The organism is Pseudoalteromonas sp. MMG010 (assembly GCF_018100905.1).
In the GTDB taxonomy this organism is placed as follows: Bacteria; Pseudomonadota; Gammaproteobacteria; order Enterobacterales; family Alteromonadaceae; genus Pseudoalteromonas.
Genome location: NZ_JAGJEG010000014.1, coordinates 26,774 through 42,465, shown reverse-complemented (window position 1 = coordinate 42,465; position 15,692 = coordinate 26,774). Strand labels below are relative to the sequence as shown.

The following is a 15,692-nucleotide window of genomic DNA, read 5'->3' as shown; positions in this document are numbered from 1 at the left end:
AAAAGCGTTAAGTTAAAGGAATGAAATAAACGGCGTTAATATAACGCCGTTTTTTTTATAGCCCAATCTCTATTGAGACTAAGTTAAGCTCGGTGTATATCAAACGCAATAACGTCTTTTATTTGCTGTTTATTGGTAGCTAGCATAATTAAGCGGTCTATCCCTAAGGCAACCCCTGCACAGGCCGGTAAACCGTGCTCAAGGGCTTGTATTAGCCGTTTATCCATTGGTACTTGGGCTAGGCCATGCTGCTCACGGTATGCGTTATCTTGATTAAAACGTTGTGCTTGCTCGTTTGCATTTGTGAGTTCGTTAAAGCCGTTTGCCAGCTCCATATTTTTATAATAAAGCTCAAAGCGCCCAGCTACACGCTCATCGTGTGCGCAAATTTGGGCTAATGCGGCTTGCGATGCCGGAAAGTGATACACAAAACAAGGAACTTGTTGGCCAATAGTTGGCTCTACTTTCATACAAAAAAGCAGTTGTAATAAGGTATCTTTATCGGGTTCGTGCTGTGCAATATCAGCAAAACCTTGTTCGCAAGCAAGGGCTTGTAATTGTTCAACACTTGCTGTTAATGGATCGACCCCTAGTGCATTTATAAATGCTTGCTGATAACTAACACGCTCTGCATCAGGGACCTGTAATACTAACTTTATAAGCGCATTCATTTCATCCATTAAAGCAAATTCATCAAAGCCTGGGCGATACCATTCAAGCATTGTAAATTCAGGATTATGATGTTTTCCGGCTTCTTCGTTACGAAATGCCTTACATATTTGAAAAATAGCGCCAGAATCGGCCGCTAACAAGCGTTTCATGGCAAACTCAGGAGAGGTTTGTAAATACAGCGGCAACCCTTTAGCGTGGCCAGGACCAACAAACGACGTACTAAAACTGGCTAAGTGTACATCGGTTACACTTGCTTGGCTTAAGCTTGGTGTTTCAACTTCCATCACTGCTCGCTGATAAAAAAAGTGACGAATTGTATGCATAATATGAGCACGCTGTTTTAGTGTTGCTATGCTAGCACTGGGCGCCCAAAGATTAACTGACATTATTTTCTCCAAAAAAAATCCCAGCTTAAGCTGGGATTTATTAAGCTGCGCTAATAATTACTTAACACGGCCTACGTATTCACCACTGCGTGTGTCTACTTTAATAACTTCGCCAATTTGTACAAATAACGGAACTCGTACAACTGCGCCAGTACTTAATGTAGCTGGTTTACCACCGGTACCTGCTGTATCGCCTTTAAGGCCAGGATCGGTCTCGGTAATTTCTAACTCAACAAAGTTAGGTGGCGTTACTACAATCGGGCTGCCATTCCATAATGTAATGGTACATACATCGTTTTCAACTAACCACTTACCCGCTTCGCCCAGTGCTTTTTCGTCTGCGGCAATTTGCTCAAAGGTATCGTTGTTCATAAAATGCCAAAACTCACCATCGGTGTAAAGGTAGGCTAAATCTGTATCCATTACATCAGCGCCCTCTACCGAGTCGCCTGATTTAAAGGTTTTTTCAAGCACCTTACCAGAGATAAGTTTACGAATACGAACACGGTTAAAAGCTTGGCCTTTACCCGGTTTTACCATTTCATTTTCTAAAATACTGCAAGGTTCGCCGTCCATCATAATTTTTAGGCCGCCCTTGAACTCGTTGGTGCTATAATTCGCCATCGTTTCCTCTATTTATATTTTTCGAGTAATCTACGTGCCAATGATACAAAGAAATGAAGCAAATTTGCATAAAAACTGGCAAAAAGAATTAGCAAATGTGGTTACATGCCCAAAAACCTTGCTAGAAATGGTCGGTTTATCGAGCCAAGTACATGAAAACGACCTAAAAGCTCGCAGTTTATTCCCTGTGCGCGTGCCCGTGCCTTTTATAAAAAAAATTCGTAAAGGCGATGCCAACGATCCACTTTTACTGCAAGTAATGCCACGCCACCAAGAATTTTTAACAAAAGCGGGGTTTAATAAAGATCCATTACTTGAACAAGATAACGAGCAACCCGGGTTATTACATAAATATAAGTCGCGCGTTTTAATCATGTTTAAAACCGGATGTGCGATTAACTGTCGTTATTGTTTTAGGCGACATTTTCCGTATCAAGAAAACCAATTAAATAAACGTGAGCTACTCAATACCCTTAACTATATAAAATCAGACCCAGATATTAATGAGGTTATTTTAAGTGGCGGCGATCCACTAATGGCCAAAGACGATGCGATAAGCTGGTTTTTAGATGAACTTGAACAACTGCCACAAATTAAACGCATGCGTATTCATAGCCGTTTACCTGTGGTGATCCCTTCACGGATAACCGATGAGCTGTGTCAGCGCTTAAAACGCTCTAGTTTACAAATTATATTTATAAACCACATTAATCATGCCAACGAAATTGATGACGACTTTAAACACGCCATGCTTAAATTAAAGCAAGCTAACGTAACCTTATTAAACCAAGCCGTTATTTTAAAAGATGTGAATGACACCACCGAAGCGCAAATTAATTTAAGCGAAGCATTATTTGATGCAGCTATTTTGCCTTATTACTTATATTTGCTCGATAAAGTAGAGGGTGCAAGCCATTTTGATATACAGCAACAACAAGCGATTAAAATAATGGCTGAATTACTAAAGGAACTACCGGGGTTTTTAGTCCCTAAATTAGTAAGAGAGATTGGCGGGCAAAAAAGTAAAACCCCAATCGATTTAAAGCTTGTTTAGTTTTACTTAAACATAAACATCAATATTATTGCCCAATGAAGCCGTGGCAGACTTAGCAGGCGTTTGAGCCGCTGTAGCTTGTGCTGCACTATCAACTAGCTGAAGTGCCGTAGCACCATCTGCTTGCAGTTGTTTTTTAGATAATGCCGCGCTAAGTACTTCACCGCCTTCATTAGAATTTGGCATGGTAGGTAAACGTGTATTTGATATATTCATGATATTGTTAATCCGCCTGACTTTTAAATTGAATACACGTATTATGTCGGCATAAAAGAGTAAAGCTTTAGGAAAACCATGGAATCGATTATTGAACAGCTCAACGCTAACTTAAAAATTGTTTATCGTCAGGCACTTGATGCTGATAAAAAACTTGATGAGTTACAACAGCAAGGGCATGGTAAATTCACCGCATTATTTGCAGCCGACGCAGGATTTAACTTTGAAGCAAAACGCTTTAAACCTTATGTGCTTGATGTCGCAGCCGATGTAGAGAGTTTAAATGGTGAGGGCTTTAGCGAAGAAAAGCTAAAAAATACGGTATTAAAATTACAACAGCTACTCAGTTTGCTAGCCACGTTTAAATAACCAAAGCGATAAAAAGTGATTAAACAATAAATACCAAAATGCCGATATAATTTATCGGCATTTTCACATTTAATTTAACGATTTTTAGCTTAGCGTTGATAACACTTCTGAATTAAACCAGCTTGTTACTAAACGTTTTTCGTAATAAAAAGAGCGAGAGCTAGAACGTTTTATTTTATCTAAAAACCCTCTATCTTTTAACGAAACTTCACTGCTTTGGCTTACTACTTCGCCTTGCTGATTAGTTACGGTATAAGACAGCTTCATACGTGGGTAGTATATAGGCTCAATCACTCTTACTTCTCTAGCAGCAGAAAACTCTACGTCACCCGCTAAATCTAGATCGGTAACCTCTACGTTAAGCTTGTAACCACTGGGTAGTTTTTTAGCTAACTTCGCAAAGTGCTTATCAAAATTCATCGTAATTTGCTTTTCGAACGAATTAGGTGATTGGTTAGACGCACGTACATCGCGGTAGTTATCAAAATCTTGCCATTTAACAACCGACTCACCCGCTTGTACAAATCCAACAGAACTTAAACCAACTGCTAATGTTAATAACTTTAAACTTTTCATGATCTTCTCCTTTGAACAATTAAAAGCCACAGCAAGTACCACCTGTTATGATTTTAAGTAATAAAATCAGTATATTCTCACCATAGACATTGCTCAAATTAGCAGCTAAAAAACGTTAAGTAAAGCCTATTGGCCTACCTTTGTTACGTTTTCCCAATAAATAAGCATCACGAAATTTCATAAAGTGCTGCTCTAATTTCTCTGCAGCATCGTGCTCACCCGCCAAAGCAAGTACCATAATAGCCACCTCAGCTGTCCCTAATTGGTGGGCATGAGGGGCAATACGTAAACGATAATCCGAAAGTTTATCGGCGGTTATAGATAAAACCGGTATGTTGTCTAAATAAGGACTTTTTCTGATCATTTTTTTGGCTTCGCGCCAAGTGCCATCTAAAAAAATAAATAATGGTTTTTTACCCTCTATTTTATCAACAACAGCAACCGCCCTACCCGGCTCAACATCTTCAGCAGGAAAAATAACAAAGGGTTGATAGCGCGGATCTGCGATTAAAGCTAAAAGCTGTTCGTCAGGCTCTGTTCTATCCCATCGAAATGCATAGTTATCAGGTACAATCTCAGCAATGAGCCGCCCGGTATTTGACGGTTTAAAACTTTCGTTATGGTACATTAATAAACACACCGCAGCGTCGCTACTTGCCTGCTCTACCCCTTCACAAATACAGTAATGCTTTGCGATTAAACAACGCTCGCAACGGTCCATCTTACCGCCTCTGGCATTAAATTCACGACGCGACTCGCTAATTTGCTTGGCTCGTAATGTGAGTACTGAGTTGTGTTGTGAGTTTTCCACTATTGTTAAATACCTATAAATTGCGCGGCGCGTATTGTAACCAAAATCAAAAAAAATAGATATCAACCCACAAAGCAAACAACACTACTCACAAAGAGAAGAAAATGAGGGCAAATGAGAAGACAAAACACAAAAAAACAAGTTCTAGTCACTAAGTCACGACTCTAAAGCGCAGCGCCTCATCAGCGAAGCGTCTCTTTGTGCAAATAGTCACTTAATCACTAAAAACAAAAGCCAAAACCATTGCTCACAAAGAGAAGCAAATGAGGGTAAATGAGAAGCCAAAACACAAAAAACAAGTTCTAATCACTAAGTTACTAAGTTACTAAGTCACTACTCTAAAGCGCAGCGCCTCCTGAGCGCAGCGTCTCTTTGTGCAAATAGTCACTTAATCACTAAAAACCAAAGACAAAAGACAAAAGACAAAAACAATGCTCACAAAGAGAAGCAAATGAGAGTAAATGAGAAGCCAATAAACACGATCTAGTCACTAAATTACTACTCTAAAGCGCAGCGCCTCCTGAGCGAAGCGCCTCTTTGTGCTAATTGTCACTTAATCACTTAAAAACCAAAAACAAAAGCCATTGCTCACAAAGAGAAGAAAATGAGAGTAAATGAGAAGCCAATAAACACGATCTAATCCCAAAATTACTAATTCACTTATTACTTCTCCAAAAGCGCAGCGCCTCATCAGCGAAGCGTCTCTTTGTGCAAATAGTCACTTAAAAAAAGACAAAAACCACTGCTCACAATGAGAAGCCAAAACAAGATCTAATCACTACATTACTAAGTCACTACTCTAAAGCGCAGCGTCTCATCAGCGAAGCGCCTCTTTGTGCAAATAGTCACTTAATCACTTAAAAACCAAAGACAAAAACCAATGCTCACAAAGAGAAGCAAATGAGGGTAAATGAGAAGCCAATAAACACGTTTTAATCACTAAATTACTAAGTCACTACTCCAAAGCGCAGCGCCTCCTGAGCGAAGCGTCTCTTTGTGAATAAATGTCTTAATCACTTAAAAGCGAGCATAGCTAAGATAAATTAAAACGCTTCACTCCATTTACCAGCTTAGACACATTAAAATTGATCAATAAACCTGTTTGTATATCAGCCAACTTCATATAAGTTAATAACTGTGCAGAATGAATTGGCAATAACTTTTCCACAGACTTTAACTCAATAATTAACGTTTTCGGTAAAAGTATATCCAAACGATAACCTGCATCTATAGAATGACCTTTATAATGTATAGGTAAAATCACCTGGCTTTTAACTAAAAGCCCCTGCTGTTTTAATTCGAATATCAAACAACTTTCGTAAGTTGACTCCAGTAAGCCAGGTCCTAACTGACTATGGACTTCAATAGCGCAGCCTATAACTTTATGAGTCAAAGCATCCATTTTTTATCGTCCCATGATAAATATACTCTTCATAATAGTAATAAATCATCCAAACATAAAAACAATCCTAACAAACCGAAACAAATGAGAAGCCAAAACACACAAAAAAATGTCTAGTCACTAATTCACTACTCTAAAGCGCAGCGCTCTCATCAGCGAAGCGCCTCTTTGTGCATATATGTCTTAATCACTTAAAACCAAAGACAAAAGACAATGCTCACAAAGAGAAGAAAATGAGAGTAAATGAGAAGACAAAACACACAAAAACACGTTTCAGCCCCTAAATTACTACTCTAAAGCGCAGCGTCTCATCAGCGAAGCGTCTCTTTGTGCATATAATCACTTAATCACTTAAAACAAAAGACAAAAGCCACTACTCACAAAGAGAAGAAAATGAGGGTAAATGAGAAGCCAAAACACAAAAAAACGTCTAGTCACTAAGTCACTACTCTAAAGCGCAGCGTCTCATCAGCGAAGTGCCTCTTTGTGCAAATAGTCACTTAATCACTTAAAAACCAAAAACAAAAGACAATGCTCACAAAGAGAAGAAAATGAGGGTAAATGAGAAGACAATAAACACGATCTAATCCCAAAATTACTAATTCACTTATTACTTCTCCAAAAGCGCAGCGCCTCATCAGCGAAGCGCCTCTTTGTGCAAATATGTCTTAATCACTTAAAATAAAAGACAAAAACCATTGCTCACAAAGAGAAGAAAATGAGAGTAAATGAGAAGCCAAAAAAGATTAAAAACCAAACGCTTTAATTACTAAGTCACTACTCTAAAGCGCAGCGTCTCCTGAGCGAAGCGTCTCTTTGTGCATATATGTCTTAATCACTAAAAAAAAGCCAAAACCATTGCTCACAAAGAGAAGCAAATGAGAGTAAATGAGAAGACAATAAACACGATCTAATCCCAAAATTACTACATTACTAAATTACTAAATTACTAAATTACTAAGTCACTACTCTAAAAGCGCAGCGCTCTCATCAGCGAAGCGCCTCTTTGTGCATATATGTCTTAATAACTTAAAAACAAAAGCCAAAGCCAATGCTCACACAGAGAAGAAAATGAGAGTAAATGAGAAGCCAAAACAAGATCTAACCACTAAATTACTAAGTCACTACTCTAAAGCGCAGCGCCTCATCAGCGAAGCGCCTCTTTGTGCAAATAGTCACTTGCTTTAATAACTAAAAAACAAAACATCTAAAAAGGCTATTACAAAAATAGTAAATATATGTTGAAATTAGCCAATCAGCTTTTGTATTTACAAGGATATATTTATGGCTATTTTAGTCACCGGTGGCGCAGGCTATATTGGCTCTCATACCGTACTCGAACTATTACAACAAGGTAGTGAAGTGATTGTTGTAGATAACCTTAGCAACTCATCACAAGAATCACTCGCTCGTGTAAAAAGCATCACAGGTAAATCGGCACAATTTTACCAAGGTGATATCCTTGATAAAGACTTTTTAGACTCGGTATTTGCAAAACACCACATAGATAGCGTTATTCACTTTGCAGGTTTAAAATCAGTCGGAGAGTCGGTTGCAAAGCCCATTCAATACTATCAAAATAATGTACAAGGCACGTTAACTCTTATTGATGCAATGCGTGATGCGAATGTATTTAAACTCGTATTTAGCTCATCGGCCACGGTATATGGCGACCCTGCCAGCCTACCTATTAAAGAAGACTTTCCCGTTGGAGGCACCACCAATCCATATGGCACATCTAAATTAATGGTAGAAATGATGCTGCAAGATATTGCTAAATCAGATGAACGCTTTGCTTTTGCTATTTTACGTTACTTTAACCCTGTTGGCGCTCACGAATCGGGCTTAATTGGTGAAGACCCTAATGGTATCCCAAATAACTTACTCCCTTATATTTCACAAGTGGCGGTAGGAAAGTTAGCACAACTAGGTGTTTTTGGTGACGACTACGACACCATAGACGGCACAGGCGTACGCGACTACATTCACGTTGTCGATTTAGCCCTAGGCCATTTAAAAGCATTAAATAAAATAGCCGAAAACAATGGTGCGCTAGTATATAACTTAGGTACTGGTAACGGCTACTCAGTTATGCAAATGGTTAATGCGTTTCAAAAAGCCAGTGGTAAAAGCATTGCCTATAAAATATCACCACGTAGACCCGGTGATATAGCGGCATGTTATGCCGCACCAGAAAAAGCGCTAACGGAGCTTGGTTGGCAAGCCGAACGCGGTATCGACACCATGATGCAAGATACATGGCGTTGGCAATCTAATAACCCAAATGGGTATCAAAAGTAATTACAAAAAGTAAAAGGCTGCCAATAGGCAGCCTTTATCGTTTGAACAACATAAAAACCAATAAAACAAAACTAATGCACACAAAGAGAAGTAAATGAGAAACCAATAAACACGTTTTAGCCCTTAATTCACTACTCTAAAGCGCAGCGTCTCATCAGCGAAGCGCCTCTTTGTGCAAAAATGTCTGAATTACTTAAAACAAAAGACAAAAGCCATTGCTCACAAAGAGAAGAAAATGAGGGTAAATGAGAAGCCAATAAACACGTTTTAGCCCCTAAATCACTACTCTAAAGCGCAGCGCCTCCTGAGCGCAGCGCCTCATCAGCGAAGCGTCTCTTTGTGCAAATAGTCACTTAATCACTAAAAACAAAAGACAAAAGCCATTGCTCACAAAGAGAAGAAAATGAGGGTAAATGAGAAGCCAAAACACAAAAAACAAGATCTAATCACTAAATTACTAAATTACTAAATTACTAAGTCACTACTCTAAAGCGCAGCGCCTCCTGAGCGAAGCGTCTCTTTGTGCAAATAATCACTTAATCACTTAAAAACCAAAGACACAAACCAATGCTCACAAAGAGAAGCAAATGAGAGTAAATGAGAGTAAATGAGAGTAAATGAGAGTAAATGAGAAGCCAAAACACGCTCTAATCCCCAAATTACTACATTACTACATCACTACTCTAAAGCGCAGCGTCTCATCAGCGAAGCGTCTCTTTGTGCAAATAGTCACTTAATCACTTAAAAACCAAAAACAAAAACCATTGCTCACAAAGAGCAGAAAATGAGAGCAAATGAGAAGCCAATAAACAAGTTTTAGCCCCTAAATCACTAAGTCACTACTCTAAAGCGCAGCGCCTCCTGAGCGAAGCGCCTCTTTGTGCAAATATGTCTTAGTTACTAAAAACCAAAGACAAAAGCCATTCCTCACAAAGAGAAGTAAATGAAAGCCAATAAACACGTTTCAGCCCCTAAATTACTAAATTACTAAGTCACTACTCTAAAGCGCAGCGCCTCATCAGCGAAGCGTCTCTTTGTGCAAATAGTCACTTAATCACTTAAAACCAAAGACAAAAACCAATGCTCACAAAGAGAAGTAAATGAGAGTAAATGAGAAGCTAAAACACACAGCCAAACAAGATCTATTACTAAGTCACTACTCCAAAAGCGCAGCGCCTCATCAGCGAAGCGTCTCTTTGTGCATATATGTCTTAATCACTTAAAAATCAAAGACAAAAGCCAATAAACACGTTTCAATCCCTAAATCACTACTCCAAAACGCAGCGCCTCTTTGTGAATAAATGGCTTAATCACTAAAAACAGCACCTATCAAACAAAGCAGTCTTTTGCTTTTTTAAGCTCATTTTCTATTATTAATATGTACAACAACAAAGGACTTGTTATGAACATATTACACCACGGAGCCGTAACAGGAGTCACTGGGTCTTGCCACCAGCTAATTATAAATGAACAATCATCAGTATTAATCGACTGCGGATTATTTCAAGGGCACGACGAACGAGCCGACCTAGCCATTGAATTTGACATAACCACCGTCGCCGCACTTATCGTTACCCATTGCCATATAGACCACGTAGGGCGCATACCCTACTTACTAGCCGCAGGGTTTACTGGCCCAATATTTACCACCATCGCCTCAGCCAGCTTACTTCCGCTAGTAATCGAAGACGCACTAAAAGTAGGTGTTACTCGCAACCCTAAAATAATCAACGCCTGCTTAAATTTACTAAAGAAATATATAGTGGCCGTTAATTTTAAACAAAAGTTTAAACTGCCTTGCCTAGGCGAACATACCGCTTATGGGCGCTTTCAACGCGCAGGCCATATATTAGGTTCAGCCTATGTTGAAATAGACATAAAAAAACACAAACAAACTCACCGTATCGTATTTTCAGGAGATTTAGGCGCACCTTACACACCTTTACTCCCCGCCCCAAAAGCCCCCTACAAAGCCGACACATTAGTGATCGAATCAACCTACGGTAATAAAAACCACGAAGGGAGAAAACAACGTACCAAAACCTTAAAAAATGTTATTACACGAGCCGTAGCCGATAACGGCGTAGTACTTATTCCCGCCTTTAGCATTGGTCGCACACAAGAGCTACTGTACGAGCTAGAGCAAATAATTCATACCGCCGCTAAAGCATCGCCATGGCATAATTTACACGTTATTCTCGACTCCCCCATGGCAGCTAATTTCACTACTCAATATAAAAAGTTTCAACACCTATGGGATGCCGAAGCCAAACGTAAAACAGCTAAAGGCCGCCACCCACTTAATTTTAACAACTTAACCACAGTAGATAGCCATCAGGAACATTTAAGTATTATTAATTATTTAAGCTCACACCACATACCCGCCATCGTTATTGCCGCCAGTGGCATGTGTAGCGGCGGGCGAATCGTAAACTACCTAGAGCGCTTTTTAGCAAATAAAACAACCGACATCTTATTTGTAGGCTACCAAGGAGCAGGTACTTTAGGGCGCGATATACAAAAATATGGCCCCCGCAACGGTTATGTATTTATAAATAACCACCGCATAACGATTAACGCCAAAGTACACACCATCAGTGGATACAGCGCCCACGCCGATCAAAGCGGGTTAATAAAATTTGTAACAGGTATGCGCAAAAAACCACACCATATAAAAATTGTGCATGGTGAAGACAATGCCAAAGCAGCCCTAGCCGAAAAATGCAAACAGGTGTTAGATCCTGGGGTGAAAATAGAAATTGGGGAGTGAATAAAAGCTTTAATACTAAAAGTATGGATTAAAGGGGTGGGGATTTTTTGTGACACTCCATACCATATAGGAAATAATACGCCTTTACTTATTCAAAATTTAGCGGGCATAAGCCCGCTGTTCTAACAAATATTAATCACTACCAAATAAATCACGAGTGTATACTTTATCAGCTATACCTTTTAATTCCTCAACCATACGATTAGATACCACTACATCTGATATTTTTTTAAATTCAGCTAAGTCTTTAATGACGCGAGAACGATAAAACTCATTGTCTTCAAGTACAGGTTCATATACAACCACCTCAATCCCTTTTGCTTTAATGCGCTTCATTATTCCTTGTATCGCTGATGCCCTAAAGTTATCAGATCCTGCTTTCATTACTAAACGATATATCCCGACCACTTTAGGATTTCGCTTAATAATAGCATTAGCAATAAAATCTTTTCGAGTAGTATTCGCATCAACAATCGCACCAATAATATTATTAGGTACATCGGCGTAGTTAGCTAAAAGCTGTTTGGTGTCTTTAGGTAAACAATAACCACCATAGCCAAACGAAGGATTATTATAGTGACTACCGATACGGGGATCTAAACCCACCCCTTCAATAATTTGTTTTGCATTTAACCCATGCGATTCGGCATAACTGTCAAGCTCGTTAAAATAAGAAACTCGCATTGCTAAATAGGTATTCGAAAATAATTTAATGGCTTCGGCTTCAGTTGAGTCAGTAAACAGTATTTCAACGCTTTCTTTAATGGCACCTTGTTTAAGCAAGTTGGCAAAAACCTCTGCACGCTCACTTTGCTCACCCACTACAATGCGCGAAGGGTGTAAATTGTCGTATAATGCTTTACCTTCGCGTAAAAACTCAGGTGAAAACATTAAGTTTTCAACATTTAATCGCAGTTTAATCTCTTTAGTAAACCCAACTGGAATTGTTGATTTTATTATCATTACCGCATTTGGGTTATACTCAATGGTTTCTTTAATAACCGCCTCAACAGAACTCGTATTAAAGTAATTGTTCTCAGCATCGTAATCGGTTGGAGTCGCTATGATGACAAAATCAGCATCTTTGTAAGCTAAAGCTTTATTTGTCGTGGCTGTAAAGTTTAAATCACTACGCGTTAAAAACCCACTTATTTCAGCATCGACAATTGGAGATTGCTTATTATTTAACAGCGCAATTTTTTTTGCGTCTATATCAAGTGCGACCACTTCATTATGTTGCGATAAAAGCATTGCGTTCGAAAGTCCTACATAGCCAGTACCTACCACAGCAATTTTCATATTCTTCCTTTAATTGATCTTTCTATAACTTAAATGATTAAAGTTATAGTTTTTTTAATTTCAATAAAATAGCATCAACTTTTTTATAATTAATGAGTACTAATAAATACACTGAGAATAAAATGATAAAGCCATAAAACATGACGAACTCTGGTATATTTAATATCTCACCTAACACCCCAATACCGGCAAAAAGAGTAGCAATAAAACAAATCAAGCATAGTGTTTGTAAAGGGCTACACCCTAAACGCTGGCATATATGATGTAAATGCTCTCTATCGGGCTTAAAAGGTGATTTTCCTTGTTGTACTCGGCGTATCATAATTGCCGTCATGTCCATTAACGGTACGGCTATTAACCATAGTGCCGTTACTGGGCGTATTATTGGGTTACCTGGGGTCTGGCTTGCCCCAATAAGTAACCAAATCACGGTAAAGCCTATCATCATACTACCGGCATCGCCCATAAATACTTTACGTTTATGGCCTACAAATCCTAAATTCATTAATATATAGGGCACTACACTCACGACTAGCAAAATACATAAATAGCTCAAACTCTGCTCGCCTGACAGCGCTAGTAAAATACCAATACTCCCAAACGTGACAATAGAAAGCCCCCCTAACAAACCGTCAATACCATCAACCATATTAAATGCGTTAATACAGCCGATAACAGCAAAAACGGTAATAATAGCGCCAAGGTTGCCTAAATGAATATCACCAAATCCTAATAAATTACCTAAGCTTATTAATTGCGCATTAGCATAATAAATCATTGCAAAAGATATCATGCCCTGCACTAGCATACGTATTTTAACACTTAAATCGTAACGATCGTCTAATGCACCAACAGCAGTTAATCCTGTTATACATAACATATACAAGTTAGCATGGTTAATCATTCCGGGGTGTGAATAAACGTATTGCACTAAGGTAATACAAATTGCAACACCACCTACTAACGGGATATTCCCTGTGTGCATTTTTCTGCCTGAGGGCTTATCAACCAAACCAATTTTACGTGCCACTTTACGCATTAAGAACAATATTGCAAATGCAATAAAAAAAGTAAAAAAAAGGTCAATTAACATAAGTTCCCTATCAAAATATATAAGCCATTATAGCTCGTTTCCAATTTAGAAATAACCACACAGCTAATTATACATTTAAAGACAAACTAATAGCTATATAAGCAAATGAATTTCAGTCATATGTTTAGATTTTTTAAGAATAATGAATTTCATAACTGACATTCCCCTAATATGGTAATCTCCCAAAAAAATAATAGAAGTCAAAAGTAGGATTTTTTCGTACACCTTAACGCAGGAGAGCTTATGAAAAACACTCTTTAACGATAGTCAAGTCTGAGAAGTCCAGTATGCTGAAGAACTGTTAAATCCAGAGAAAGATAAGAAGTGTGGGTTACATAAAATTTAACTTGATGCGACCACTAACTTAAAAAACTCCGGACAGAAGGTATGGGGAAACCAAATAGATGAGACTTAAATCTTTAAAACACCAACTATGTTTTCACTTTCTTTTACAACCAATGAGCTTATGCCTTTCTCATGCATCAGTTCAAAAGCAAGCTGATAGCTACTATCAGAAGTTGTACTAAGTGGATTTATAGTCGCAATATCTGAAGCTTTTAAATCAAAGACATTTTTACCATATTTCTCCATCGCTCGTCTTAAGTCTCCATCAGTAATAATCGCATTAATAAGTGTTTTATTTTTAACAAGTGCTATTCCTAACTTACCGCTAGAAATAGTATTGATTACATCTAACAAAGGCGCATCAGATGAAACTACCGGTAAATTTTCATTGACCATTTCATCTTTGACTTTACTTAATAAACGCCGTCCTAAACTACCTCCAGGGTGAAAACGAGCAAAATTTTCTGGTTTAAAATTTCGTTCCTCCATAAGAGCGACAGTTAAAGCATCCCCCATCACTAGAGCTGCTGTTGTAGAGGAAGTTGGGGCAAGTTGTAAGGGACAAGCTTCTTTAGGAACAGCAACATTCAAATGGCAATGAGAATGCTTTGCTAAAGTAGAGTCTGCATCACCTGTCATCCCAATAATGAAATTCTCATTATCATTCAAAAATGGTAGTAACTTTAATACTTCATCTGTCTCACCTGAGTTTGAAATAGCAATAAAAATATCTTCAGGCTTTACCATACCAAGGTCACCATGAAAAGCTTCTCCAGGATGCATAAAAAAACTAGGCGTTCCTGTACTGGCTAAAGAAGCTACAATTTTTTTTCCAATTAGTCCTGATTTCCCCATTCCACAAATAATAACCCTGCCTTTAGTGTCAATAATAGTACTAACAGCTTGTGAAAAATCATTTCCTAAATTGGTAGACATGTGTTTTAAGCCTGCCACTTCAATATTGATTACTTCTTTCGCGGTTTCAATTGCTTGTATCATAATTTTCATTTTCTATTAAACTTTTGATTCTTTCATAATCAGAAATAGTATCTACACCATGCTCTATATTGCCATCAAAAATAAAAGCGCCCACGCTCATACCGTGACTTAATGCCCTTAATTGCTCTAGTTTTTCATATTTCTCTAAAGGAGCTTCTGGATAAGAACAAAACCTCCTTAATGATGCAACTGTATATGCATAAATCCCAACATGTTTATAAGCAAGGGATAGGTTATTATGATTATCTCTACACAAAGGAGCTGGCGATCTAGTAAAATATAATGCCCGCCCTTTTTCACCTAAGATGGCTTTAACGATATTAGGGTTAATGTAGTCATTATAAGAATTAACCTGCTTAACTGCCGTCGTTATTAAAAATTCCGGATTACTTAGTGTAAAAGCCGATAATTCCTTGATTAATGTTACTGGGATTAAAGGCTCATCTCCCTGTACATTTAAAACAACAGTTTCCTCTGACCAACCTTCTTTTTCTGCAACTTCATTAATTCTATCACTGCCACTTTCATGCTCTGTAGAGGTCATAATAATAGGTATATTCAAATGAGTAGCTTCGTTAACTATTCTAATGTCATCTGTCGCAACGTGAATATCAGAAATTTTAAATCCAGCTTCTAAACAGCGTTGAACCACATGCCAAAAAATAGGTTTTTGTTTAATTTGTAATAAGGGTTTACCAGGTAAACGAGTAGATGAATACCTAGCAGGGATCACTACTTTTATATTTTCAAGAGTCATTTAATACAACTATAAAAT

14 protein-coding genes are annotated in these 15,692 nt (G+C 38.2%); 4 read left to right on the top strand and 10 right to left on the bottom strand.

Translation table 11 applies throughout. The features are described 5' to 3' along the window. Positions 1–83 precede the first annotated feature (83 nt). Together epmA and efp are read right to left on the bottom strand one after the other, a co-directional pair. Positions 84–1,058, bottom strand: a complete 975-nt coding sequence (gene epmA, locus J8L70_RS13420; protein ID WP_211056109.1) for an elongation factor P--(R)-beta-lysine ligase — start codon at positions 1,056–1,058, stop codon at positions 84–86. 57 nt (positions 1,059–1,115) lie between these two features. After that, the gene (gene efp / locus J8L70_RS13415) at positions 1,116–1,682 is read right to left on the bottom strand and encodes an elongation factor P (protein WP_211056108.1); all 567 of its coding nucleotides are present in this window, start codon (positions 1,680–1,682) and stop codon (positions 1,116–1,118) included. Between the two features lie 40 nt (positions 1,683–1,722). Here efp and epmB point away from each other — a divergent pair, with 40 nt between their 5' ends. Next, the gene (gene epmB, locus J8L70_RS13410; protein WP_211056107.1) at positions 1,723–2,736 is read left to right on the top strand and encodes an EF-P beta-lysylation protein EpmB; all 1,014 of its coding nucleotides are present in this window, start codon (positions 1,723–1,725) and stop codon (positions 2,734–2,736) included. Positions 2,737–2,742: 6 nt separating this feature from the next. Here epmB and J8L70_RS13405 read toward each other — a convergent pair whose 3' ends face one another. Next, positions 2,743–2,952, bottom strand: a complete 210-nt coding sequence (locus J8L70_RS13405; RefSeq protein ID WP_211056106.1) for a hypothetical protein — start codon at positions 2,950–2,952, stop codon at positions 2,743–2,745. Positions 2,953–3,030: 78 nt separating this feature from the next. Between J8L70_RS13405 and J8L70_RS13400 the strand changes: the two genes are divergently transcribed. Next, positions 3,031–3,321 carry a prephenate dehydrogenase gene (locus tag J8L70_RS13400; RefSeq protein WP_211056105.1) on the top strand — a complete coding sequence of 97 codons (291 nt, stop codon included), beginning with the start codon at positions 3,031–3,033 and terminating at the stop codon, positions 3,319–3,321. A gap of 84 nt (positions 3,322–3,405) precedes the next feature. Here J8L70_RS13400 and J8L70_RS13395 read toward each other — a convergent pair whose 3' ends face one another. The 3 genes from J8L70_RS13395 to J8L70_RS13385 form a co-directional block, all read right to left on the bottom strand. Then, the gene (locus J8L70_RS13395; protein ID WP_211056104.1) at positions 3,406–3,897 is read right to left on the bottom strand and encodes a DUF3016 domain-containing protein; all 492 of its coding nucleotides are present in this window, start codon (positions 3,895–3,897) and stop codon (positions 3,406–3,408) included. A gap of 115 nt (positions 3,898–4,012) precedes the next feature. After that, entirely contained in the window at positions 4,013–4,708 is a 696-nt protein-coding gene (locus tag J8L70_RS13390) for a tRNA-uridine aminocarboxypropyltransferase (protein WP_211056103.1), read from the bottom strand. A gap of 1,033 nt (positions 4,709–5,741) precedes the next feature. Beyond that, positions 5,742–6,110 (bottom strand): GxxExxY protein, encoded by a 369-nt coding sequence (locus J8L70_RS13385; RefSeq protein ID WP_211056102.1) that lies wholly within the window; start codon positions 6,108–6,110, stop codon positions 5,742–5,744. Between the two features lie 1,284 nt (positions 6,111–7,394). Between J8L70_RS13385 and galE the strand changes: the two genes are divergently transcribed. Further along, positions 7,395–8,411, top strand: coding sequence for a UDP-glucose 4-epimerase GalE (galE, locus tag J8L70_RS13380; protein WP_211056101.1), 1,017 nt, complete (start codon positions 7,395–7,397; stop codon positions 8,409–8,411). A gap of 1,402 nt (positions 8,412–9,813) precedes the next feature. Continuing rightward, positions 9,814–11,181, top strand: coding sequence for an MBL fold metallo-hydrolase (locus J8L70_RS13375; protein ID WP_211056100.1), 1,368 nt, complete (start codon positions 9,814–9,816; stop codon positions 11,179–11,181). 132 nt (positions 11,182–11,313) lie between these two features. On the opposite strand, the gene J8L70_RS13370 is transcribed toward J8L70_RS13375, so the two are convergent. From J8L70_RS13370 to kdsB, 4 genes are all read right to left on the bottom strand, one after another. Beyond that, positions 11,314–12,480 (bottom strand): nucleotide sugar dehydrogenase, encoded by a 1,167-nt coding sequence (locus J8L70_RS13370; protein WP_211056099.1) that lies wholly within the window; start codon positions 12,478–12,480, stop codon positions 11,314–11,316. Positions 12,481–12,523: 43 nt separating this feature from the next. Then, positions 12,524–13,573, bottom strand: a complete 1,050-nt coding sequence (gene wecA / locus J8L70_RS13365) for a UDP-N-acetylglucosamine--undecaprenyl-phosphate N-acetylglucosaminephosphotransferase (RefSeq protein WP_211056098.1) — start codon at positions 13,571–13,573, stop codon at positions 12,524–12,526. 411 nt (positions 13,574–13,984) lie between these two features. Next, positions 13,985–14,926 carry a KpsF/GutQ family sugar-phosphate isomerase gene (locus J8L70_RS13360; RefSeq protein WP_247664828.1) on the bottom strand — a complete coding sequence of 314 codons (942 nt, stop codon included), beginning with the start codon at positions 14,924–14,926 and terminating at the stop codon, positions 13,985–13,987. Next, positions 14,901–15,674, bottom strand: a complete 774-nt coding sequence (kdsB, locus tag J8L70_RS13355) for a 3-deoxy-manno-octulosonate cytidylyltransferase (protein ID WP_211056097.1) — start codon at positions 15,672–15,674, stop codon at positions 14,901–14,903. Before kdsB ends, J8L70_RS13360 begins: the two co-directional genes overlap by 26 nt. Between the last annotated feature and the right edge of the window lie 18 nt (positions 15,675–15,692).

Coding starts and splice junctions, on each gene's coding strand:
- kdsB (WP_211056097.1), bottom strand. CDS start 15,674: ATGACTCTTGAAAATATAAAAGTAGTGATCCCTGCTAGGTATTCATCT.
- wecA (WP_211056098.1), bottom strand. CDS start 13,573: ATGTTAATTGACCTTTTTTTTACTTTTTTTATTGCATTTGCAATATTG.
- J8L70_RS13370 (WP_211056099.1), bottom strand. CDS start 12,480: ATGAAAATTGCTGTGGTAGGTACTGGCTATGTAGGACTTTCGAACGCA.
- J8L70_RS13400 (WP_211056105.1), top strand. CDS start 3,031: ATGGAATCGATTATTGAACAGCTCAACGCTAACTTAAAAATTGTTTAT.
- galE (WP_211056101.1), top strand. CDS start 7,395: ATGGCTATTTTAGTCACCGGTGGCGCAGGCTATATTGGCTCTCATACC.
- J8L70_RS13375 (WP_211056100.1), top strand. CDS start 9,814: ATGAACATATTACACCACGGAGCCGTAACAGGAGTCACTGGGTCTTGC.
- epmB (WP_211056107.1), top strand. CDS start 1,723: ATGATACAAAGAAATGAAGCAAATTTGCATAAAAACTGGCAAAAAGAA.
- J8L70_RS13405 (WP_211056106.1), bottom strand. CDS start 2,952: ATGAATATATCAAATACACGTTTACCTACCATGCCAAATTCTAATGAA.
- J8L70_RS13360 (WP_247664828.1), bottom strand. CDS start 14,926: ATGAAAATTATGATACAAGCAATTGAAACCGCGAAAGAAGTAATCAAT.
- efp (WP_211056108.1), bottom strand. CDS start 1,682: ATGGCGAATTATAGCACCAACGAGTTCAAGGGCGGCCTAAAAATTATG.
- J8L70_RS13395 (WP_211056104.1), bottom strand. CDS start 3,897: ATGAAAAGTTTAAAGTTATTAACATTAGCAGTTGGTTTAAGTTCTGTT.
- epmA (WP_211056109.1), bottom strand. CDS start 1,058: ATGTCAGTTAATCTTTGGGCGCCCAGTGCTAGCATAGCAACACTAAAA.
- J8L70_RS13385 (WP_211056102.1), bottom strand. CDS start 6,110: ATGGATGCTTTGACTCATAAAGTTATAGGCTGCGCTATTGAAGTCCAT.